At 69.5% G+C, this 21,076-nt stretch carries 20 protein-coding genes; 8 read left to right on the forward strand and 12 right to left on the reverse strand.

Annotation, left to right across the window (positions count from 1 at the left end; all coding sequences use genetic code 11):
* The first annotated feature begins 1 nt into the window (after position 1).
* Positions 2-133 carry a hypothetical protein gene (locus G5C60_RS53040; protein WP_277611151.1) on the forward strand — a complete coding sequence of 44 codons (132 nt, stop codon included), beginning with the start codon at positions 2-4 and terminating at the stop codon, positions 131-133.
* Positions 134-160: 27 nt separating this feature from the next.
* Here G5C60_RS53040 and G5C60_RS09350 read toward each other — a convergent pair whose 3' ends face one another.
* Genes G5C60_RS09350 through G5C60_RS09360 form a run of 3 tightly spaced genes read right to left on the reverse strand, consistent with a single transcriptional unit; the run spans position 161 to position 3,455 of the window.
* The gene (locus G5C60_RS09350) at positions 161-1,588 is read right to left on the reverse strand and encodes an NAD(P)/FAD-dependent oxidoreductase (RefSeq protein WP_165256686.1); all 1,428 of its coding nucleotides are present in this window, start codon (positions 1,586-1,588) and stop codon (positions 161-163) included.
* 14 nt (positions 1,589-1,602) lie between these two features.
* On the reverse strand, positions 1,603-2,238 hold the full coding sequence (locus G5C60_RS09355; protein WP_165256688.1) for an O-methyltransferase: 636 nt from the start codon (positions 2,236-2,238) through the stop codon (positions 1,603-1,605).
* A complete protein-coding gene (locus tag G5C60_RS09360; RefSeq protein WP_165256690.1) occupies positions 2,235-3,455 on the reverse strand; it encodes a cytochrome P450 in 1,221 nt (406 codons plus the stop codon). Before G5C60_RS09360 ends, G5C60_RS09355 begins: the two co-directional genes overlap by 4 nt.
* Before the next feature lie 167 nt (positions 3,456-3,622).
* On the opposite strand from G5C60_RS09360, the gene G5C60_RS09365 reads away from it, so the two are divergent.
* Positions 3,623-4,828: a cytochrome P450 gene (locus tag G5C60_RS09365; RefSeq protein WP_241266624.1), complete on the forward strand. Its 1,206-nt coding sequence runs from the start codon at positions 3,623-3,625 to the stop codon at positions 4,826-4,828.
* Here the strand turns inward: G5C60_RS09365 and G5C60_RS09370 are convergent.
* Together G5C60_RS09370 and G5C60_RS09375 are read right to left on the reverse strand one after the other, a co-directional pair.
* The gene (locus tag G5C60_RS09370) at positions 4,792-5,517 is read right to left on the reverse strand and encodes a 4'-phosphopantetheinyl transferase superfamily protein (RefSeq protein ID WP_165256694.1); all 726 of its coding nucleotides are present in this window, start codon (positions 5,515-5,517) and stop codon (positions 4,792-4,794) included. The two genes, G5C60_RS09365 and G5C60_RS09370, sit on opposite strands and share 37 nt — an antisense overlap.
* Positions 5,518-5,525: 8 nt before the next feature.
* Positions 5,526-7,160: a (2,3-dihydroxybenzoyl)adenylate synthase gene (locus G5C60_RS09375; protein WP_165256696.1), complete on the reverse strand. Its 1,635-nt coding sequence runs from the start codon at positions 7,158-7,160 to the stop codon at positions 5,526-5,528.
* A gap of 142 nt (positions 7,161-7,302) precedes the next feature.
* On the opposite strand from G5C60_RS09375, the gene G5C60_RS09380 reads away from it, so the two are divergent.
* Genes G5C60_RS09380 through G5C60_RS09390 form a run of 3 tightly spaced genes read left to right on the forward strand, consistent with a single transcriptional unit; the run spans position 7,303 to position 10,146 of the window.
* On the forward strand, positions 7,303-9,033 hold the full coding sequence (locus tag G5C60_RS09380) for an AMP-binding protein (protein WP_165256698.1): 1,731 nt from the start codon (positions 7,303-7,305) through the stop codon (positions 9,031-9,033).
* The gene (locus tag G5C60_RS09385; RefSeq protein WP_165256700.1) at positions 8,969-9,247 is read left to right on the forward strand and encodes a phosphopantetheine-binding protein; all 279 of its coding nucleotides are present in this window, start codon (positions 8,969-8,971) and stop codon (positions 9,245-9,247) included. Before G5C60_RS09380 ends, G5C60_RS09385 begins: the two co-directional genes overlap by 65 nt.
* Positions 9,248-9,282: 35 nt before the next feature.
* On the forward strand, positions 9,283-10,146 hold the full coding sequence (locus G5C60_RS09390; protein WP_165256702.1) for an alpha/beta fold hydrolase: 864 nt from the start codon (positions 9,283-9,285) through the stop codon (positions 10,144-10,146).
* A gap of 87 nt (positions 10,147-10,233) precedes the next feature.
* On the opposite strand, the gene G5C60_RS53595 is transcribed toward G5C60_RS09390, so the two are convergent.
* Positions 10,234-11,283 carry a class I SAM-dependent methyltransferase gene (locus G5C60_RS53595; protein ID WP_338145754.1) on the reverse strand — a complete coding sequence of 350 codons (1,050 nt, stop codon included), beginning with the start codon at positions 11,281-11,283 and terminating at the stop codon, positions 10,234-10,236.
* 323 nt (positions 11,284-11,606) lie between these two features.
* On the opposite strand from G5C60_RS53595, the gene G5C60_RS09400 reads away from it, so the two are divergent.
* Both G5C60_RS09400 and G5C60_RS09405 read left to right on the forward strand, forming a co-directional pair.
* Complete coding sequence (locus G5C60_RS09400) at positions 11,607-13,079, forward strand: DHA2 family efflux MFS transporter permease subunit (RefSeq protein WP_165256704.1); 1,473 nt, start codon at positions 11,607-11,609, stop codon at positions 13,077-13,079.
* Positions 13,080-13,157: 78 nt separating this feature from the next.
* Entirely contained in the window at positions 13,158-14,351 is a 1,194-nt protein-coding gene (locus G5C60_RS09405) for an FAD-dependent oxidoreductase (RefSeq protein WP_165256706.1), read from the forward strand.
* Between the two features lie 18 nt (positions 14,352-14,369).
* On the opposite strand, the gene G5C60_RS09410 is transcribed toward G5C60_RS09405, so the two are convergent.
* The 6 genes from G5C60_RS09410 to G5C60_RS09435 form a co-directional block, all read right to left on the reverse strand.
* Positions 14,370-14,750, reverse strand: coding sequence for a VOC family protein (locus tag G5C60_RS09410; protein WP_165256708.1), 381 nt, complete (start codon positions 14,748-14,750; stop codon positions 14,370-14,372).
* A 278-nt stretch (positions 14,751-15,028) separates the two neighbouring features.
* Positions 15,029-15,547: a winged helix-turn-helix domain-containing protein gene (locus G5C60_RS09415; RefSeq protein WP_165256710.1), complete on the reverse strand. Its 519-nt coding sequence runs from the start codon at positions 15,545-15,547 to the stop codon at positions 15,029-15,031.
* Positions 15,548-16,032: 485 nt separating this feature from the next.
* Entirely contained in the window at positions 16,033-16,779 is a 747-nt protein-coding gene (locus G5C60_RS09420) for a tryptophan 2,3-dioxygenase family protein (protein WP_241266625.1), read from the reverse strand.
* The gene (locus tag G5C60_RS09425) at positions 16,779-18,032 is read right to left on the reverse strand and encodes a pyridoxal phosphate-dependent aminotransferase (RefSeq protein ID WP_165256712.1); all 1,254 of its coding nucleotides are present in this window, start codon (positions 18,030-18,032) and stop codon (positions 16,779-16,781) included. The genes G5C60_RS09420 and G5C60_RS09425 overlap by 1 nt, the downstream gene beginning before the upstream one ends.
* Positions 18,033-18,067: 35 nt before the next feature.
* Positions 18,068-18,823 carry an SDR family oxidoreductase gene (locus G5C60_RS09430; protein ID WP_165256714.1) on the reverse strand — a complete coding sequence of 252 codons (756 nt, stop codon included), beginning with the start codon at positions 18,821-18,823 and terminating at the stop codon, positions 18,068-18,070.
* Positions 18,820-19,620, reverse strand: coding sequence for a thioesterase II family protein (locus G5C60_RS09435; protein WP_165256716.1), 801 nt, complete (start codon positions 19,618-19,620; stop codon positions 18,820-18,822). The genes G5C60_RS09430 and G5C60_RS09435 overlap by 4 nt, the downstream gene beginning before the upstream one ends.
* A gap of 175 nt (positions 19,621-19,795) precedes the next feature.
* On the opposite strand from G5C60_RS09435, the gene G5C60_RS09440 reads away from it, so the two are divergent.
* Complete coding sequence (locus tag G5C60_RS09440) at positions 19,796-21,001, forward strand: cytochrome P450 (RefSeq protein ID WP_165256718.1); 1,206 nt, start codon at positions 19,796-19,798, stop codon at positions 20,999-21,001.
* Positions 21,002-21,076: the final 75 nt, after the last annotated feature.

Genomic DNA, 21,076 nt, shown 5'->3' on the forward strand with positions numbered 1-21,076 from the left:
CGTGCGTGACAACGAGTCGCTGGACGAGCTGGACGAGCTGGATGAGCTGCACGACTCGGGTCGGCCCACCGAGATCGCGGAGTTGACCGCTGAGCTGGGCGCCCGTCGCGCCGCTGCAATCCCGCCCCGGTGAATTCCAGGGCGGCAACGGCGCGAGACTTTACGAGCTCACCTTTCCTGCGTGCGGGCTGTGGGAGGCTCCCTTCACCACCGCCTCGAATTCGGCCCTGCTCAGTCCAGTGGTGCGCGCTTCGGGCCGGGGGTGCTCGCGCAGATAAGCCATGATGTGCCGGGACACCGTACGTTCAGCCATCAGCTCCTGTGGAGTCAGCAGCATGTGGTACATGCGTAGGGCAGCGCTGCGGACGAGGGGATCGTGTTCGCGCAACACGGTCATGGCCTGCACAAATCGGCTGGTGAGGTCCGTACCCGGCTTGGCGGTGAGGCCGCGGACGCCGAGCTCCAGCTGCTCGTGGCGCACCGCATCGGTGGCAAGCTGAAGTTCGAACCAGCTGCCGAGCACCTTCGCGGTCCACTGCTCGAAGGAGACGACGTACCCGGCCGGGTTCCGTACCGCCTCCTCAGCGGTGTCCGCCAGCTGTCGGGCATGGGTGAAAGTGAGAGAGACGCCACGCCCGAAGGTGGGGTTGGTCTGCATCGCGGCGTCTCCCAGCAGCACGAGACCAGCGACGAGAGGGCGCTCGTGCTCGTCGAGCAGCCGGCGCCACCGGTTCTCGATCCTGCCCATGGGGAGAGGAGTGCCTGTCGGTACGCCGCGCTCGAGCCAGGGAGCTGTCTGCGGAACCGACTCCAGGAAGCGGGTGAAGGCGCCCGGTTCGCGCAATTGGTGCCGCAGCGGGTCCTTGACGGAGACCGTCGCGGACAGCTGGAAGGTGTTGTTGTCCCCGGGAAAGGCCAGGGCAGTGGCGTAGTCCAGCTCCGTCACCGCAGGAACGTCCGTCGAGGGGAAAGCGGCCCCGCCGCGCAGCCGGTAATGCTGCGTCAAGTAGAAGAATCCGCATGGCTGGGCCCGCTCGGTCGGCGGTCGGACGCCGAGCTCTGCCACCCTCTTCGCGACCTGCGACCGGCGTCCGCTCGCGTCCACGACGAGGTCGGCAACGTACTCCGTGCCATCAGCCGTCCGTACCCCCGATACGCGTGGCACGCCCTCCACCCAGCCGTCGACGCGGAGGCCCGTCACGCGGGCTCCACAGACCACCTCGACGCCCGGCTCCGCCTGTGCCGCCCGACGCACCACCCCTTCATAGACGAGCCTGCGGGAGAGAACGGTGGTCTCGCTGCTCCCATGTTCCAGAGGGGTGAGACGAGCGCCGCGTGCGATCACCGCATCAAGAACGTCCGGAGCCTCCTGCCGGAGTATGCGGGTCGACAAGGCGAGGAAAGCGTGACCTTGGCGCGCGTGCGACACCTCGGACCGCTCCCATGTGAACACGTCCCCGTCGGGGGGAGCGTCGCCCGGCGGCGGGCCGCCACTCTCCAGCACTGTCACTCGGTGTCCGCGCCGAGCGCAGAACACCGCCGCCGCCGATCCCGCCAGACCAGCTCCGACGATCAATATCTCCGCCATGCCCTCTTCCCGTCTCACGCCCGCCGAATGAGCGTGACCCCTTCGCGGATGGTCAGCATCACTTGTTCGACCCGCGGATCGTCACGCACCTTCTCGTTGAATTCCCGCATCGCTACCGTGTCCGGCTTCTGGTCCTGCGGATTGGCGACGCCGCCGAACTGGAGCACATTGTCGACGGCTATCACTCCACGTTCGGAAAGTATTGGGAGCACAGCCTCGTAATAGCGGCCGTACCCGGTCTTGTCCGCATCGATGAATACAAGATCGAAGGAGTCTTCCAGCGACTTTATTTGCTCCAGGGCCGGACCTGTGCGTAGCTCGATTCGGTCGGCCCAAGGCGACTTGGCGATGTGCCGCTGGGCTATCTCCGCGTGCGCGGGGTCGATTTCGCAGGTCACCAATTTCCCGTCCGGCGGAAGCTCGGCCGCCATGCAGAGCGCCGAGTAGCCGGTGAACGTGCCGACCTCCAGCACGCGCTGCGGCCGGAACATGTGTACCAGCATCGCCAGGAACCGGCCTTCCAGCGGACCAACCATCATCTGCGGTAGGTCGCACAGCTTTCGGGTCTCCTCGGCCAGGTCGGTCAGCCACGCCGGCTCCGGGGCCGAGTGTTCTTCGGCGTACGCTTCCACCTTCGGCCTGACAATCATCTGTCCTCCTGATGTGCTGTCTGCGGACGCAGCGCGACGGGGATGCTCTGATAGCCGCGGAATGTGACGCTGGGGCGCCTGACGATCTCACCGGCCAGGTGCGGGGGCTCGGCCGTACGAGCCAGCCAGTCGGCGACGGCGCGGCCCTCGACCTGTGCGAGGGCGGCGCCCAGGCAGTGGTGCGGTCCGCCGCCGAAGCTGACGTGCGGGTTGGGGTCGCGGGTGATGTCGATGTCCTCCGGCCGGTCGAAACGTGCGGGGTCGTGGTTCGCCGCGCCGAGCAGCAGGACGAGGATCCGGCCGGGGCGGACGGTCCTTCCGTCGATGTCCACCGGCTCCTTCACGTAACGGGCGGTCGCCTGGATCGGGGCGTCGTAGCGGAGCATCTCCTCCACGGTGCTCGCGGCGAGTTCGGGTCGCCGGCGCAGCAGCCGGAGCTGGTCGGGCTGTGTGAGCAGCGCCGACCAGATCGTCGAGATCAGGTTGGTGGTGGTCTCGAAGCCTGCGAAGAACAGGAACACGATGTTGTCGATGAGGGTCTCGTGGTCCAGGTCCGGCGTTTCCCGCTGCACGGCCAGCAGATTGCTGATCAGGTCGTTGGACGGGCGGGTGGCGTGCTCGTCGACCAGGTTCTTGATGTAGTCGCGCAGCCAGGTGACCGCCGCGTGTGCTCCCTCCCGTTCCTCGGGCGGCACGTAGAGGGCGAATGCCTTGGCGAGTTCCACGGCGTGCGGCCGCACTGCCGCACGATCCACGTCCGGGATGCCGATCAGTTCGCAGACCACCGTGACCGGCAGCGGGAAGGCCAGGTCGTCGACCACGTTCATGTGGCCACGTTCCTGGGCCGCGGTCATGAGCTCGTCGACCTGCCCTGCCACATAGGTGTAGAGCCGGCGCATCAGCGAGGGGCTGAACGACTGCTGCATGATCCGCCGCCAGAACGTGTGCGTCGGGGGGTCCTGGTCGAGGACGATGCGCTGGAGGAAGTCGTTGGCCGGGCCGGTGCCGTTGGAGAACTCGTGGAACTCGGCGGGGTATTCATGCCCGAGCCGGCGGTCCTTGAGCAGCTGGGAGACGTCCGCGTGGTGGGAGACCACCCATTGCCCCGCGGAACCGCGTGCCAGCCGCCCGGCTGCCCGGAGCTCGGCGTACACCGGGTAGGGGTCTTCGAGCACGCGCGGATCGCGGGAGTCGAATTTCGCCGGGAGCTGCCGCATCTTGCGTCTGCCACCTCCGCCGTCGCCTGTTCCGGTCGGCCACCGAGCCTGGCAGAGCCAGGGTGGGTCGGCCTCGAACCTGTCGGTCAACCTTCGCGCTCCGGCCGGACGCCGCGGTGCCGCGGCTACGTTGGGGGCGATTTCGGAGGTGTCTCATGCTGTCGGACATGCCGCGGTACGTACTTGACGACAACAAGAACGTGGAGGACCCGTATCCGGTCTACCGGCGACTGAGGGAGTACGGTCCGGTGTGCCGGGGCGGTCCCGGACAGTGGGTGTTTTCCCGGCATGCCGAGGTCAGCGCGCTGCTGCGCGAGCCCCGCCTGGGCCGCGAGTTCCCGGAGCAGTACCAGGCGATTTCGATCGGGCAGGGCCCGGCCAACGACTACCTCCAGCGGATCATCATCAACCGCGACAGCGACGCCCACGTCCGGCTGCGGCGCCTGCTGACCAAGTCGCTGAACCCCGCCATGGTGCGCACGCTCGACGGCCCCATCGGCGCGCTCGTCGACCGGCTCCTCGACCAGTTGGCCGACCGCGACACCTGGGACCTGGTGGCAGATCTGGCGGTCCCCGTCCCGGTGTCGGTGATGAGCGAGCTGCTCGGCATTCCGGACGCCGACCGTGACATGGTCGCCCGGTGGTCCACCTCGCTGGCGCAGGCGTTCGCGGTGTTCATCCCGGAGGAGAAGCAGCGCGAGGCGCATGAGGCGGTCGTTCAGCTGCGCGAGTACTTCGCCGGCCTGCTGCGCGAACGACGCCGGCGGCCGGGCGAGGACCTGCTGTCGCGGATGCTCATGGCGGTGCGGGACGGTACCGAGCCGCTGACTGATGAGGAGATCGTCGACAACGCGCTCTTTGTGTACTACGCAGGCTTCGAGACCACCACCAACATGATCGCCACGGGCGGCAGCGTGCTCCTCACAGAGCCCCATGCGCAGCGCACGTTGCGCGCGGATCCGAGCATCATCCCCACAGCGCTCGACGAGTTCATGCGGTTCGACGCGCCGATCCACGCCACCTCGCGGCTGGCCCTGGAACCGATCGAGATCGCCGGGCACACCGTCCGCGCGGGACGGGTCGTCGTACTCCTCCTGGCGTCGGCGAACCGTGACGCATCGGTGTTCGCGGAGCCCGACCGGGTGGACCTGACGCGTTCGCCCAATCCGCACGTCAGCTTCGGGGGAGGGGTCCACCTCTGCCTGGGAGCGGCGCTGGCGCGGATCGAAGGCGCGGTCGTGTTCGACCGGCTGATGGCCCGCTTCTCGCACCTCGAGCCGGCCGGGCCGACGCGCTGGAGCCCCAGCAGCGGCGGCTTCCGGTTCCCGTACTCGGCCTACGAGAAGATTCCCGTCGCGGCAGTGCCGTCCTGATCGTCCGGGGCCGGAACGGTGGCGGGCAGTGCGCCCGCAGCCGTTGTGATCGCGGTGACCAGGACACCGTGCCGCGCCAGCCATTGCCCGCGCACGGCGGGGAACCCGGACGCCGCGCCCGTGGGCCGCACGACGTACCCGCGCCCCCGGGCGTCCCCGGGTGACGGGGCGAACCTGACCTCGGCGCCGTCGAAGCCCAGCCAGGAACCCGTCGCGGGCGACCACAGCTTGTAGAAGGCCTCCTTGGCACAGAAGAGCAACCGGTCCCACCGGACCGCGGGATGGGCGGACCGCAGAGCGGCGAGGTGCTGCAGCTCTCCGGCCGACGCGATATGCCCGACCACGGTGTCCGGGAGCGGCTCGTCCGGCTCGGCGTCGATGCCCAGGCCGGACACCGCCGAGGCGTGCGCGACGACGGCGGCCCGATAGCCCGCGCAGTGCGTGAGGCTCCCGACCAGCCCGTCCGGCCAGCGCGGCGCGCCGAGCCGCCCGGGCAGCAACGGCGCGGGTATCCGCCCCAGGCGGCGCATGCACTGCGCGGCAGCCCACCGGACCGTCGTGTACTCCCAGGTCCGTGCCGCCACGGCGTTTTCCACCAGCGCACGCTCGGAGTCGAAGAGCCGGTGGGTGCGCGCGTCGCCGAAGAGGTCGCATGCGGCGACCTCCGCCGGCACCAGCTCCTCGATCACGCCGGGCCTCAGCCGGCGGCGTCGGCCGCGTCCGCCCGGAGGCTGACCTTGTCGATCTTGCCGACCGGGGTGCGCGGCAGCGCAGGCAGCAGCCGAAGTTCGTCGGGCAGCTTGAAGACGGCCAGGCCCCGGGCCGTCAGATAGCGCTTGAGACCGACCAGGCTCATCTCCTCGTCGCCCGACGGCACGACGAAGGCAACGGAGGCTTCGCCGAGCGCGGCGTCGGGCCGTCCCACGAGGGCCGCCTCGCTGATCGCCTCATGACTGCGCAGGTGGAGCTCGACTTCCTCGGCCGACACCTTCTCGCCGCCACGGTTGATGATGTCCTTGACGCGCCCGACGATGATCACGTTGCCGTCGGGCGTCAGCCGCGCGAGATCCCCTGTGCGGAAGAAGCCGTCGGGCGTGAACGCGGTGCGGTTCGCCTCGGGGGCGTTCCAGTAGCCCCGGATCGTGTACGGGCCCCGGGTGATGAGTTCGCCGGCCTCCCCGGTCGGTACTTCGCGCAGGGCCTCGTCGACGATGCGGATCTCGTCGTACTCCGACAGCGGCCGGCCCTCCGTACCGTGGATGATCTCCTCGGGGTCATCGAGCCGGGTGTAGGTCAGCAGCCCTTCGCCGATGCCGAACCAGTTGCTGATGCGGCAGCCCAGCGCGCGCTGGGTGCGGCCGGCGGCGTCGGCGTCGAACTTGGAGCTGCCGACCTGCAGGAGCACCTTGCTCATGTCGACCTGTCGCGTCGTGCTCGCGGAGGACCACAGCGCGGCAATCGCGGGCACCACCGTGGTGTGGGTCACGCCCTCGCGCTCGATCAGACCGAAGACCTCGTCGGGGGAGGGGCTCGCCGCGAGCACCGCCTTGCCGCCCACGAGCAGCGCTCCCCACACCCCGGGACAGCCCAGGGCCGCGTTGTGGGCCGCCGGGTTGGCGGCCAGATACACCGAGTCGCGGCCGAATTCGAGGGCCTCGGCACAGCCGCGGATGTTGAATGCGTAGTCGTCGTGCGTGCGCGGGATCAGCTTGGGCTTGCCGGTGCTTCCGCCGGAGAGCAGCAGCAGCGCCACGCCCGCGGGGTCCACCGTCGGCAGTGGGGCACCGGCCGAGGCTGCCCCGGCGTCCCGTACCGCCTGGAGCGAGGTGAACTCCTGGGCATCGCCGCTGATCACACAGACGAGGTCCGGCGAGGCATTGCGCAGGCGGCGGGCGAGCGAGCGGTAGTCGAAGCCCTGGAAACGGCCGACCGTCACGTAGCCGACCGCCTCGGAGGCCGCGGCGAGGTGGTCGACCTCGGCTTGCCGGTGGCCGGGCAGGGCCAGCACAGGAATGATCCCGGCCCGCAGCATTGCGACCGTCACGGTGAGGAACTCGACGACGTTGGGCAACTGCACGACCACGCGGTCGCCGGGACGGATGCCCACGGCAAGCAGGCCGTGGGCGATCTCGTCGGCCTCGGCGCGCAACTGCGCGTGTGTGATGCGCCGGTGGCGGTCGACCGCGGCGGTCGCAGCCGGATCCGTACCGGCCGCGGCGGTGAGGGCGTCGCCGAGGGGGACGCCCTGCCACAGGCCCGCCCGCCGGTAGCGGCCGGCATCTTCCTGGGGCCACGGCGTGAACTTCTCGATCGGCATGAGCTGGTCTGTCATCGGCGTCCTCGGCTTCCGCACGGCATGCCACGGTTCCCTACGGCGAGTCAGTTTTGGCGAGTTCGCGGTGTCGGCACGGCAACGCGACAGAGCTGTGAAAGAGACGGCCGACGCCGAGTTCCTGTCTCATACGGTCCCTGCCATGACCACAACCGGCATCCATCCGCTGAGCTGGCTGGAGCACCCGCGCACCGACACCGCCGTGGAGTTCTTCGACGCCGGGGCGAGCGTCAGGGCCCCCTATCCCGGCCTCGCGGAGCGCGCGCTCGCCATCGCCGGCGGGCTGATCGCGGACGGCGTGGCGGCCGGGTCGGTGGTGCCGCTGCTGTGCCGGAGCGGCCCGGATCTGATCGCCGGCTTCTACGGGATCCAGGCGGCCGGCTGTGCGGTATCCGTGCTCCCTCCCCCCACGCGCATGTCCGGCGACGCGAACCGTGAGCGCATCCGGCAGGTGATCGACGCTCTCGACGCCCGTGTGCTCGTACTCGACAACGATCACGAGTCCTACGCGCGGGAGGTGGTCACCGAGGAACCCGGGTTTGCGTCCAGCCGGCACGTGCGGCTCCTGGTGACCGACGCGCTGGCGTCGGCCGGACCTGGCCGGCGGGATGTCCCGGACCTCGCACTTGTCCAGTTCACCTCGGGGAGCTCCGGCCGGCCGCGCGGCGTGCGGGTCTCCCACGATGCCCTGGCCGCCAATGTCGCGGCGATCCGGGCGTGGGAGCGCGCCACGGAGAGCGACGCCTGGTGCTCCTGGCTGCCGATGCACCATGACATGGGTCTGATCGGCTGCATGGTCGTCCCGGTGTCGGGAGGCAACAACGATCTCGCGGTGTGCACGCCGGAGACGTTCATCCGCCATCCGATGGCCTACCTGCGCCGTTTTGCCCGCGGTGGCGCCACGATCACGGCGACTCCCGCCTTCGGGCTGCAGCGCATTGTCGACCGGGTCGCCCCCGAGCAGCTCGACGGCCTGGACTTCGCCGACTGGCGCACCCTGATCGTCGGTGCCGAGCGGATCGACCCTGCCCTCGTGGAGTCGTTCACCGGCCTGATGGCCGGGCACGGCCTCGAACCGAGCGCGCTCACACCGGCGTACGGCCTCGCCGAGAGCACGCTCGCGGTGACGGGAGTGCCTGTCGACCAGAGTGCTTCCTCCGTGCGTATCCGCCGCGGCGAGCTGGCTGTCGGTGCGGTCGTGCGCACCGACGTCGACGGCTTGGACGAGCACGGGATCGTCGACGTGATCAGCTGCGGGCGGCCGCTGGCGGGCCTGGACGTCTGGCTCGCCGGCCCGGAGGGCGAGCCCGTGCCCGAAGGGCATCTCGGTGAGGTTGTCGTCACCGGCACCTCGCTCGCCGACGGCTATCTGGAAGGCTCGGCGGCGGGGACGTCGTTCTGCGACGGGCGCCTGTACACCCGTGACGTGGCCTTCGAGCGCGGCGGCGAGCTGTTCGTGCTCGGCCGGCTGGGCGACAGCCTCAAGGTCAACGCCCGGTTTGTGTTCGCAGAAGATGTCGAGATGATGCTCGGCCGTGCGGGGCTGGACCTCAACCGGACCTGTGTGGTGCTCGGCGAGCTGGGCTCGCGGGCCCACGCGTATGCCGTCCTTGAGGATCTCGGCGCCGAGTGCGCTGAGCTCGCCGACCGGGTGCTCACCACGACGTGCCCCGGCGTCGAACGGCACGTTGTCCCTGTTCCCCGTGGGACCATCCCGCGCACCTCGAGCGGCAAGAGCCGACGCCGGGAGCTGTGGCTCACCCTGAGCCACCGGAATGCAATGACGGCAACGAGACAGGAGAAAGCGGATGCCCTTTCAGCCCGAGGAGGTCCGCGAGACAGTGCTCGGGATCATCCAGCAACTCGCACCTGAGCCGGAGCGGTTCGACTCGGCGAAGGACCTGAACCTGGTCAATGACCTCGGCTTCCACTCGCTGGCCCTGCTCGAGCTGGCCTTCGCGATCGAAGACGACTTCGACCTGCCGCCGATCGATGAGGAAACCGGTCGGGGCATCCAGACCACCGAGCAGGTGCTGGAGTACGTCCTCGGCCAGCTCGCGGAGCAGGACGAGCTGGTCTCGCCCTGACCTGGGCCGCCGGCTCAGTCACGAAGGGAAACTGCATGAAGATCACGCTGTCGACCGGTGTCACCCTGAGCTACGACATCTACGGACCACAGGACGGACCGGTCGTCGTACTCATCCCCGGGCAGCACCAGGCGTCCCTGTTCGAGGACGTGCAGGTGCCGCACCTGACGAAGGCGGGCTACCGGGTGGTGACCTTCGACCTGCGCGGTGTTGCGCCATCGGAGGAGACTCCGCCGCCCTACACCGTCGAAATGCTCGGCGAGGACCTGGCGGCGTTCAACGAGGCGCTGGGCCTCGGTAAATGCACCTACATCGGGTACTCCGTAGGCGCGATGATCCTGCTGGAGTTCGCCATGAAGCGGCCCGACCTGATCGAGCGCGCCGCCCTGATCGGCGTTCCCTGGAAGGCCAGCAAGCTTCAGGAGGCCATCCAGGCCGAGGCCGTGACACGGCTGCAGTCGGACCAGAAGATCCCCGCGCTCCTGGAGGGCGTCTACCGGGCGATGTACCTGTTCGGACCGCGGGCGCTGAACCGCGATGCGTTCATCGGGCCCTTCCTGGAAGGCCTGCAGGGGTGGGCCGAGTCGGGCGGCCACGGCGCGATCGGCCATGCCGAGGCCGCCCGGCAGTTCCGGCCCTCCCCGGAGCAGGTCGGCGAGGTGCGCGTACCGCTGCTCATCGTCGGCATGGAGCACGACATCGTCGCTCCCCGGCACTTCGCCCGCGAGCTGGCCGACCTGATCCCGACGGCTGAGTACACCGAGATCCGCAACTCCGGTCATGCGTCCCTGCTGGAGAAGCCGACCGAGGTCAACAACCTGGTGGGGGAGTACCTGCGGACCGGCAAGGTCGGCAAGCCGCGCGGCAGCGCCCGGCAGCGCGACGAGGCCGCCGCCTGAGCAGTTCCCCCGAAAGCGGCCGCCGCCGGAAGAAGCGGCCGGCCCGAGGCATTCTCCCAGCCTCAGGCCGGCCGCTTCTTCTCGTCCTCAGGCGGGCCGCAGCCGGTACAGCCGGTAGAAGAGGTGCCCGACATCGATCACCTCGGTCTCCAGCCCCGCCTCGCGCGCGTAGGAGCGCACGGTGGCCGGGCGCATGACGGTGCCGGTCGCCGCCGTGGGCGTCTCACTCATGCCGATCGGGAGGCAGTGCAGCACGCTGACCGCATAGTGGAAACGCTCGCTGTCCGAAGGCTCGGCGGTGAAGTGTTCCGCGACCGAAGGCTCCATCAGCAGGACGGAGCCGCCCGGGGCCAGCATCTCCCGGCAGCCGCGAAGGACCTCGACCGGCCGCGGCATGTCGTGCAGGGCATCGAATACGCAGACGAGCAGGCTCTCACCTTTTCGCCCCGCCTCGGCCGCGTCCTGGGCACTGAACGTCACCCGGTCGCCGAGGTCGCTGCCGGCCAGGCGCCGGCGGGCATGGGCGATGGACGCGGAGTCGATATCGACGCCGTGCACCTGCGCCGCGGGGAACAGCCGGGCCAGCGTGACCGTGGAGAGCCCCGAGCCGCAGGCGACATCCGTGATCGAGGCGCCGGGCACATGCAGCCGGGCCTCGATGTCCGGCAGATGCCGGGCGATCCAGCCGGACAGGTGGTGGTCGAAGACCCCGCGGTTGAGATCCGCCTGGCCGGACCGCATGGCATCGCCGTAGACGTCCGGGGACACCCCGGTCCGCTTCCGGTAGGCCGCCACGAGCTGCGGGAGGACCGCCGCCATGCCGCCGATCGGCATCACGACCAGCGGAGCGATCCAGTGCGGGCTCCCGGAGTCGAGGAGGGCCTCGGCATGCTCGGGCGGCAGCTCGAAGCGGCGCAGCTGCGCAGGCTTCCCGGCGTCGTCTACGCGCAGGACTCCTGCACCCGCCTGCTGCTCCAGCCACTCACGGATCATGCGCTCGTCGAGCCCGGCATGGTCCGCTACCTCGGCGGGCGTCGCTGGACCGATATCGGCCAGCGCCTGGTAGGCACCGACTTCGATGCCCAGGTAGCAGGCCATGAGTTCGGCCGCGGCCAGCCCTGCTCCGAAGAACCGCACGGAGAGACCCTGGGCGCTCGGTGTGCCGGGTGCGTGGCCGGCCTGTGGGCGCGGGCGCCGGGGCTGGACTGTGGGTGACAAGACTGCCTCCAAAGATCGGACCGGTCCGCCGTCCCGCCAGCTAACCCCAGTGCCCCATACGCCTGTCGGGGGCCTGTCAGCACTCTTTCACCGGCGCTCGTCGCCCGGCTTCGAAGGGCTACGTTCACCGGCGAAAGCCGTGCGCACACGAACGATCCGAGGAGGCCGCCGTGTCTGCCGACCTGTCCGAACCGAGCGAGGAGCAGTCGGCCGCCGACGGCCTGGGCGGCCGCCGCCTCGGCATGGCGCTCGCGCTCATCAGCACGGTGCAGCTGATGGTCGTGCTCGACGCGACGATCGTCACCATTGCGCTGCCGAAGCTGCGCACCGGCCTCGGGTTCTCTCCGGAGAGCCTGGCCTGGGTGCTGACCTCGTACTCGCTGGCCTTCGGCGGCCTGCTGCTGCTCGGCGGGCGGCTGGGTGACCTGCTGGGCCGGCGGCGTGTCTTCGCCCTCGGTGCGGCGGTGTTCGCGGTGGCGTCGCTGCTCGGCACCGCCGCCACCAACCCGGAATGGATGATCGCATCGAGGGCGCTCCAGGGGGTCGGCGCGGCGATGGCGTCCCCCGCCGCGCTTGCGCTCATCACCACGACCTTCCCTGCCGGTCCCCAGCGCAACCGCGCGATGGGCGTCTACGCGGCGATGTCCGGGCTGGGCTCGGCGGTCGGCCTGCTGCTGGGCGGCGTACTGACCGAAATATCGTGGCGGCTGACCTTCTTCATCAATGTGCCGATCGGCGCCGTGGTGGCGCTGCTGGCGGCCAGGTTCCTCATCGAGTCGCAGCCGAAGCGCGGATCGTTCGACCTGGTGGGCGCGCTGACCGCGACGGTCGGCCTGGCGGCCCTGGTCTACGGCTTCACGCGGGCGGGCGGCGACGCGACCAGCGGCGGCAGCCGGTGGTCGGAGACCGGGACGCTGATTGCTCTCGGGGCGGGTGTGCTGCTGCTGGCCGTGTTCATCCTGGCCGAGCGGCGTTCGGCCGGTCCGCTGCTGCCGCTGCGCATCCTGCGCAGCCGCACGCGCGGCGTGAGCTATTGCGCGATGCTGATCGTGTCGGCGGCGATGTTCTCGTTCTTCATGTTCCTCAGCCAGTACGCGCAGGACGTTCTGGACTACTCATCTCTGCAGACGGGCGTCGCATTCATGCCGTTCGCCATCTTCATGATGGCCGCATCGCAGCTGTCGTCCTTCTTGGTCTCGAAATTCGCCCCGGCGCGGATCGCGGGGGTGGGCGCGCTGCTGGCCGCCGCGGGGATGTACTGGTACTCGCTCCTCGAGGCCGACTCGACCTACTGGGCGCACGTGTTTCCGCCGATGCCGGTCACGGCCTGCGGCTTCGCGCTGATGTTCATTCCGCTGACCCTGACGGCCCTCCACGGCGTCGGCCAGGACGAACAGGGAGTCACTTCGGCTGTACTCAACTCCATGCAGCAAGTGGGCGGCGCCCTCGGCATCGCGGTGCTGTCGACGGTGTGGGTGCGCGAGATGCTCGACAAGCAGGCGGAGCTGGCCGCCGGGGCAGCCGCGGGAGACATGGGCCGGCAGGCGAAGGACAAGTTCTTCGAGATCGCGTTCACGGAGGGGGCCGGCCGGGCCTTCCTGGTCGTCGGCATCATGCTGCTCGGCGTGGCGGCCCTGATCGTGTTCGGGCTGCGCATCAAGCAGCAGGAGCTGACCACCGACGGGGAGCCCACGGTCGCTGCCGAAGCGCGCTGAGGTGCGCCGGAGCGGGAGGCGGCCGCGTGGCAAGCGCAGGAATCGCGACAACAGTCAATCTGCGGGAGGGAATCCGACATGAGTGGATCGAGGCGCGGCGAGAGCGTAGCCGTCGTCGGAGGAGGAGTGGCCGGTCCGACGGTCGCGATCGGTCTCGCCCGGTCGGGATACGACGTGACCCTCTACGAGGCCTACAAGAAGGGGCCCGAGGCCGTGGGTTCGTTCTTCAATCTGGCGCGGCTCGGCCGCACCGTTCTGCAGGAGTTGGGAGTGGCGGACCGGGCGCTCACGACCGGATCGGCCTGTACCGGATTCTCCTTCCGCAACCACAAAGGGCGCCGGCTCGCGCACAATCCGGAGAACACCACCAACATCATGCGTGGTGAACTGAGCGCGGCTCTCCGCGAGGCGGCTGCCGAGGACGGCGTGGGCGTGCGGCTCGACAGCCGGCTGTCCTCGTTGGCCGCGAGGCCGGACGGCAGCTGGGAGTTGTCCTTCGCGGATGGCGCGGAGGCCGAGGCCGACATCGTGATCGGCTGCGACGGCGTGCACTCCGAGGTCCGCGGCCACCTGCTGCCGCAGGCCCCCAAGGCGCGCTACGCGGGCGTCGTCGGCTCCGGGGGCTGGTCGGAGGTCTCAGAGCGCCACGAGGTCGACGGGCTCTTCCACATGACCTTCGGGCTGCGGGGCTTCATCGGTTATCAGGTCGTCCGCCCCGGGAAGGTCCTCTGGTTCGAGAACCACTACGAGTACGAGGAGCGCTCGTACGCAGAGCTCGCCGCGATTTCGGACGCCGATTGGGTGCGTTCCATGGTCGAGCGGCACCGCGCGGACCCCCCGGTGATCAGCGAAGTGATCGGTGCCTCCACGGGGACAGTGTGGCGCTGGCCGGTGTACGAGGTTCCGCAGCTGGAGCAGTGGTACCGGGGCTCGGGGATCGTCATCGGCGACGCGGCCCACGCCATCCAGCCGCACCTGGGCATCGGAGCGACGCTTGCCGTGGAGGACGCGTACGAGCTGACTGCCGCGCTGCGGCGGGAGTCAGATGTCGCCACCGCCTTCGGAGCCTTCCAGACTCTCCGCCGCGCCCGCGTGGCGGAGATGAACAAGCAGGCCCAGCGTATGGGCGCGGTCATGACCCCGCGGCACTGGTGGCAGCGGACGATACGCGACCTCATCATGCCGGTCGCGGTCAAGAAGGCGATCAAGGACAACGCGCAGGACTACGGGTACCGGCTGCACCCCTTGCCCCCGGCCGGCCAGGTGGCGTGACCGGGGGCGGGCCGGCTCTCAGCGGAGTTCGCCGGTGAGGATCCACAGGTGGCCGAACGGGTCACGGATACGGCCGGAGCGCTTTCCGTAGGGCCGGTTCTCGATCGGCACGATGACCTCGGCGCCGTGGGCGGTCATGCGCTCGCCCACGGCGTCGGGGTCATCGACGTCGATCTCGATGAGCACGGGGGAGCCGCCGAGGTCATCCGGCGAGAGCCACCCCCACTCCGCCACGGCCGGCGAGATCCTGAAGGACCCGCCGGCCAGGCGGTGGTCGATGACGGTGGGACGGCCGTCCTCGCCCGGTACTCGGAGCACTTCCTCGGCACCGAGCGCGTTCTGGTAGAACTTCGCCGCACGGTCCGGGTCGGGCACGATCATTCGAGGAAACATCAACATGGCCGCCATGCTAGCCACTTGGCTTTGGCTGCCGCTGAATGCTGTTTCGAATCTGCCGTCGTCCTGTCATTCCGGGCGGCGGTCGTGTTGTCCGCATGCTCTCGCGGCCGGATCGATCGGTGGCCGTGTGCGAGGCCTGTACCGGCCGCGTCAAGGACTCTTTTGGCCACGCGTGGTTGGTCCGGGCGCCTACGGCCTGACACGGCGCGGGAAGACATGCCGGATATTCACGGTCATGTCTTCCCGCAGCCCTCTTGCCCTGGTCTACAGCTGCAGGGTCATGGCAGCTGATCTGCGATGTCAGTGAAGTCCGACCACTCCAGGAGATATCCGCGCCCCCACACCGTTCGCAATTCGAGGCTGACCCTGGATATTCGTTTGCGGAGCCGCAGGATATGCAGATCCAACGCATTATTGGAGAATCCCACGTTGATGCTGGCCAGAGCTTCCTTCAGCTCTTCGCGGCACACGACCTGCCGGAAATCGGCGAGGAAGCACTGCATCATTGCCACCTGGGCTTTTGAGACCGGCACCGATTCGTTGGCGTAGTAGAGGACCCCGGTGGGATCCAGTACGGGCATGGCGCTGGCCGTGCGTTGTCTCAGCACCGATACGCGGGCCTCGACGTCGCAGCGCGCGACAGGAGGGCGTATCCAGTCTTCATTGGGGGCGATATCGGTCGGCGGTGGGGCGCTTCCCTCCACGACCAGCAGCGAAGGCACTCCAGTCTCGCGCAGCCGGGTGCGCTCACTGGCCTGGGCCGGCCAGCGGAGGAACACGACATCGCGGGCGCTCATTCGGCGCCCCTTGAATACGCTTCCTCTCTTTGTAGGCGGGATACGCGTCTGTGGTGCGGCGGGCAACAGTCGACTGGGGTGCGGAATTCCCGAATGCGTTGCATTTCGATCCCCGTTCGGCGCATTTCTAATCTGGTTTACCGCAGCCGGTTCCGTGGAGGCCGGCTGAGCCGTCATTCCTGCAGTGTTCGGGCATCCTGAACTCGTGCAGTGATGCAGATGGCGTCAAAGAAGCGAGTCGCACTCCGGTCGGTGAAGGAGTGTCGGTAATTCGAAACCGGCCGTCCAATTGCCGGTCGTGGCACGGGCGTCGGGCGTGCAGTAGCGGCGATTCAATAGCGTGCCCTCGTTTCGGCGTCACTCAGTGATTTGTTTTTTTCGCTTTATCGGTCGCGATCTTCACGTTAGGAGCGGCGGTGCGGGCAGGCAAGAGATACGCACCAATTGACGAAATCCGTATGTTGACCGTTCATACATCTGGCTCTTTAGGGAAGCCCGGCGTGGAATGCGGTTGACGCACCACTGTGGGTCTCCGCGATGCGCTGGTGCGACTTGCCACGCAGCAGACGCAGTTCGGCGAACGGCAGCGTCGCGTGGTCCATCAGATACGCCACGCCGGCGGACCCGCCGGTACCCGGGCTGTCACCCAGCATCCTGCTGGTCAGCGCCACATGGCCGACCTTCCAGCGCGTGTAGCCGTTGCCCAGGTCCAAGAGCCCCTCGACGATGCGGTGCTCGACGCCCGCCTCCGGGCCGGCTTCGACGATGGTGTCCACGGTGCTGCCGGCGCGTTCCGCGCCCCGGGCGAACTCCATGTAGAGCGTGCCAGTGCGCACGGCATTGCCGATCAACCGTTCCAGCTGGTGGAACTGGGGGGACTGGGCGCCACTGGCGGAGCCCAGGAACGGCCGGAAGGCCGCAAAGTCCTCGAAGGGCAGTCGTTCCAGCACGATCAGCTGCTCGTGCAGCAGCCTCAGCAATTCGCCCGCACGGTGGAGCAGCGCGACCGCGTGCTCCAGGTCGGTCGGGCGCATCGTGGAAAACGCCTCCATGACGGCCGACAGGTCCGCGAGGACCTGCTTCAGCCACAGCTCGCACGTCTGGTGGCAGACGATGAAGAACTGCTCCGACAGCACCGTCTGCCCGCTCGCCCGCCCCGAGGAGGACGGCTGCTGCAAGGACAGAAGCTGGTCCAGGCACAAGTAACTCTCGTAGGACTCCTCGGTGTCCATCAGTGCATCTCCTTCCGCTTCTGCTCGACCAGCGCCACGATGCGCTCAACCCCGAGGGCCAGCTGCTCCCGGTCGGCGCAGAACGCGATCCGCACCAGACCGCCGGCGACACCGCCCGGCCGCAGCGGGCGCAGCGTGCCGTCCGCGCCGAACTCCGGGCGGGCGGAGAATCCCCCGCCCGGCACCACGGCGACGTCCTCGGACCGCAGCAGCTCGGCGGCGAACTCCTCGCCGGTCATGCCGCTGGCCGAGATGTCGACCATCGCGTACCAGCCGCCACCCGGAAGCGCAGGCAGCAGCCCGGCCTCGGTCAGGGCCGGCAGCACGCGGTCGCGGTTCGCCCGTACGAACGCGTGATTCCCGGCGATCGACTCCTGCGCCTTCAGCGCGCTGAGCCCGGCGTACTGGATCGGGGCGGACGGCGCGATGATGCTCGACTCCTGCACCATCCGCATCGCGTCGCACACCTTGGGGCGCGCGACGGCGACGTAGCCGAGCCGGTAGCCGGTCATCGCCAGCCCCTTGGAAAACGTGAACACGCTGTTCACCAGCCGCTGGGAGGCCGCCACGCCGCGCTCGAGGGAGGCGATCGACATATGCTCCGCGGCGAACGCGAAGTCCTCGTAGGCCTCGTCGCTGACGATCTGCCACCCCCGCTCGGAGGCCAGCTCGTACAGCCGCGTCTGCGCTTCGCGCGTCAGCAGCGCACCGGTCGGGTTGGAGGGCGAGTTGAGCAGCAGGATCCGCGTGTTCGGACCGGACTCGGCACGCACCGACTCCACGTCGGGGGCGAGGGAGTCGTCCAGGCCGTAGAACACCGGCCGCAGGCCGGCCAGCAGCGCCTGCTGCAGGTGCACCGGCCAGTGGATCTCAGGGATCAGGATCTCGGCGCCCGGTTCGGCCAGGGTCCGCAGCAGAGCCACCAGGCCCTGGCATGAGCCCGGAGTGACGAAGAGACGGTCCGGCGGGGCGTCGATACCGTTGCAGGTGGCGAGCTTCTCGCTGATCGCCTCCCGCAGCTCCAGGAGGCCCTGCACGTCGATGTACCGGGTCCGGCCGTCGAGTACCGCCTCGGCGAGGGCCCTGCCCACTGACTCGGGCGGCCCGAACGCGGGTTCACCGACATGCAGCTTGATCAACGGACCGGCCTGGTCCTCCCGCTCGTTGGCCAGCCTGAACGATTCGTACAGCCAGGACGTGGGTATTGCGGACGCCTCCGGGAAGATCGGGGCGTGCGGAGTCCTCTGCGCCATGGTCGTGAATTCTCCTGAGCTCGATGGGATGTCCTTCAGGCTGTCCGGCCACCGTCCACAGCGATCACCGATCCGGTGACCCAGGCCGCTCCGCCGGGGTCGAGCAGATGGCAGACCCAGGTGGCAACTTCGTCGGGTGTGCCGAAACGCCCCATCGGCGTGCCCGCGATGACCTGCTCGCGGAGCTCGGCCACGCCGTCCGGGCCGTCCGGCAGGGCTCGCTCCCAGAGCTTGGTGTCCACCGGGCCGGGCAGCACCGCGTTGATCCGCACGTCGGGGGCCAGTTCCACGGCCAGTGAGCGGGTCAGGGAGTTCAGTGCCGCCTTGCTCGCGCCGTAGTACGCGCGGCCGGGCATCGCCAGTACTCCGCCCACCGAGGACACGTTGACGACGCTGCCGCGGTTGGCCCGCAGCTCCGGCAGGGCCGCCCTGGTCAGCTCGGCGGCCGCGACGACGTTGGTGGCGAGCATCTGCTCGAACTCCCGTGCATCGGCCTGCTCCAGCGGTGCGAACCGCGCGTGTCCGGCGTTGTTGACCACGGCGTCGATCCCGCCCAGCTGCTCGTGTGCGGCGGCCACGATGGCCGCGGCGGCCCCCTGGCGGGTCACGTCACCGGCGTGGAAGCACACTTCCGGGCCCGCCTCCTTGCCCACCTGCGCCAGCCGGCCGGCGTCGCGGCCGACCGCCAGCACGGCGGCGCCGAGTGCGGCCGCCCTGCGCACGATGGCCTCCCCGATACCCGAACCGCCGCCCGTGACCACAACACGCATCCCGGACCAGGAGCCGCTCACGCCCACGCCACTGACTCCGGTTCGGTCCCGGCCGGTTCTCCTGGCTGATCCGCGAGCAGATCAGCCAGGAGACTGTGAGGGCTCTCGAAGAGGTGGAAGTGCCCGCCAGGCCGCACCCGCGTGCGTACCCGGCCCCTGGTCCGGGCCGCCCACCCCCGCCCGGCGTCCTCGGGCGCCAGAGGGTCGTCGGCGCCGAAGTAGCACCGGATGCCGACGTTCACGGGGGCGGCCGGCGGCGCGGACACGTACCGCTCGTGTGCGGTGATGTCGGCGCGCAGGCCGGACAGCACCAGGTCGCGCAGGTCGGGTTCCTCGGCCACCAGCGGGTCGATGCCGCCAAGCTCCGCGACACGCCACCACAGTTGCTCGTCCGGAAGGTCCGCGTCACCCCGCGGTGCGGCAGGATCGCCCGGGGCCCGTGCACCGCTGACCGCCAGCGCGGCCGGCGGCACGCCGGCGGACTCCAGCTGCCGCGTCGTCTCGTAGGCCACCATCGCGCCGAAGCTGTGCCCGAAGAGCAGCACCTCCGCCGGGGCCAGGGCGATCAGCTCCGTACTGATCGCATCCGCCATGGCTCGCACGTCTGCTTCTGGCCGCTCGGCGCCCCGGTCGCCGTGCCCCGGGTACTGGACTGCCAGTAATTCCGCATCGCCGTCGATGTCCCGGACGTGCTCGCGCCACGGTGCGAAGCTCTGGGCCCAGCCGCCCGAGTGCGGGCAGCAGACCAGGAGGGTCCGGCACCGGCTGGGAGAGACGCGGCGAGCATCCAGGGATCTCACCCATGTGCGTGTTGCCATGCCGCCCTCCGTTCGGTCGATGGGCATCCGACACTGGCACACGTCCGTCAACTGCCAACTGAATCCTTCCGGTTTCATTCAAGCCGCTTACTCCTGGCCGCCCGCTCTTGCCACGCTCTCAGGCGAGCTCGAGCAGGAACGTCTCATGCCGCCCCAGCAACAGGAGGACCGAGTCATGCCCAGGTCTGCCGGACCGGTGTCCCATCTGGATCTGACCGATCCCGCCGCGCTTGTCGACAACGATCCCTACGCCTACTGGGAGCGGATGCGCGAAGAGGCACCGGTGGCCTGGCACGAGTCGCCGCACGGCACCGGGTTCTGGTCGCTCGCCCGGCACGCCGACGTCGTCGCCGCCTACAAGGACGTGGCGAACCTCAGCTCTGCCCGCGGCACCGTGCTCGATGTGCTCCTGCAGGGCGGCGACTCCGCGGGCGGCCGGATGCTGGCCGTCATGGACCGTCCCCGCCACCGCGACCTGCGCAGCGTGCTGCTGCGGGCGTTCTCGCCCCGGCTGATCCGGTACGTCGAGGAGCAGATCACGGCCCGCGCCGATGAGCTGGTGGCCCGCGTCGTGGGGGCGGGGCCCTTCGACTTCGCGGGCGAGGTCGCCGAGGTACTGCCGATCAACACGATCTGCGACCTCCTGGAGCTGCCCGCCGCCGACCGGCCGGTCCTCCTCGCCTGGAACAAGCGCGCGCTGTCATCCCTTGACGACCAGGCGGACCCGGTGGACGCCCTGGAGGCCCGCAGTGAGATCCTCGCCTACTTCTCCGAGGTGGTACGCGAGCGCCGGCGGCGGCCCGGCAAGGACGTGATCAGCATGCTCGCGACCGTGCCCGTGGAGGGCGAGCCGCTGTCCGACGACGATGTCGCCCTGAACTGCTACAGCCTGATCATCGGCGGGGACGAATCCACCCGCATGTCGACCATCGGAGCGCTGGATGCCCTGGGCCGCTACGACGACCAGTGGCAGCGTCTCACGACGCGCTCCGCCACCGTCGAGACGGCCGTCGAAGAGGTGCTCCGCTGGGTCACGCCCGCGATGCACTTCGCCCGGACCGCAACCCGCGATCTGCACATCGGCGGACAGCAGATCCGGGCCGGCGACATCGTGAGTCTGTGGAACATCTCGGCCAACAACGACCCCGAAGTGTTCGACCGTCCCCGGTCCTTCGACGTCGGGCGCGACCCCAATCCACACGTGGCCCTCGGCCGCGGCCCGCACTTCTGCCTGGGCGCCTTCCTGGGCCGGCTCGAGCTCACCGCCGTACTGTCCTCAATCCTGCGCCGGGTGCGGACCATCGAGGTGCTGGCGGCACCGAGCAGGGTCTACAGCACCTTCCTCTTCGGGTACACCGACCTGCAGCTCGCCCTCCGCTGAGCCCGGACCGGGCCCGGCCGACGATCCGGGCCCGGCCGACGATCCGGGCCCGGCCGGCGATCCGCGTCCGGCCGG

Source organism: Streptomyces scabichelini (genome assembly GCF_011045015.1).
GTDB lineage: Bacteria > Actinomycetota > Actinomycetes > Streptomycetales > Streptomycetaceae > Streptomyces > Streptomyces scabichelini.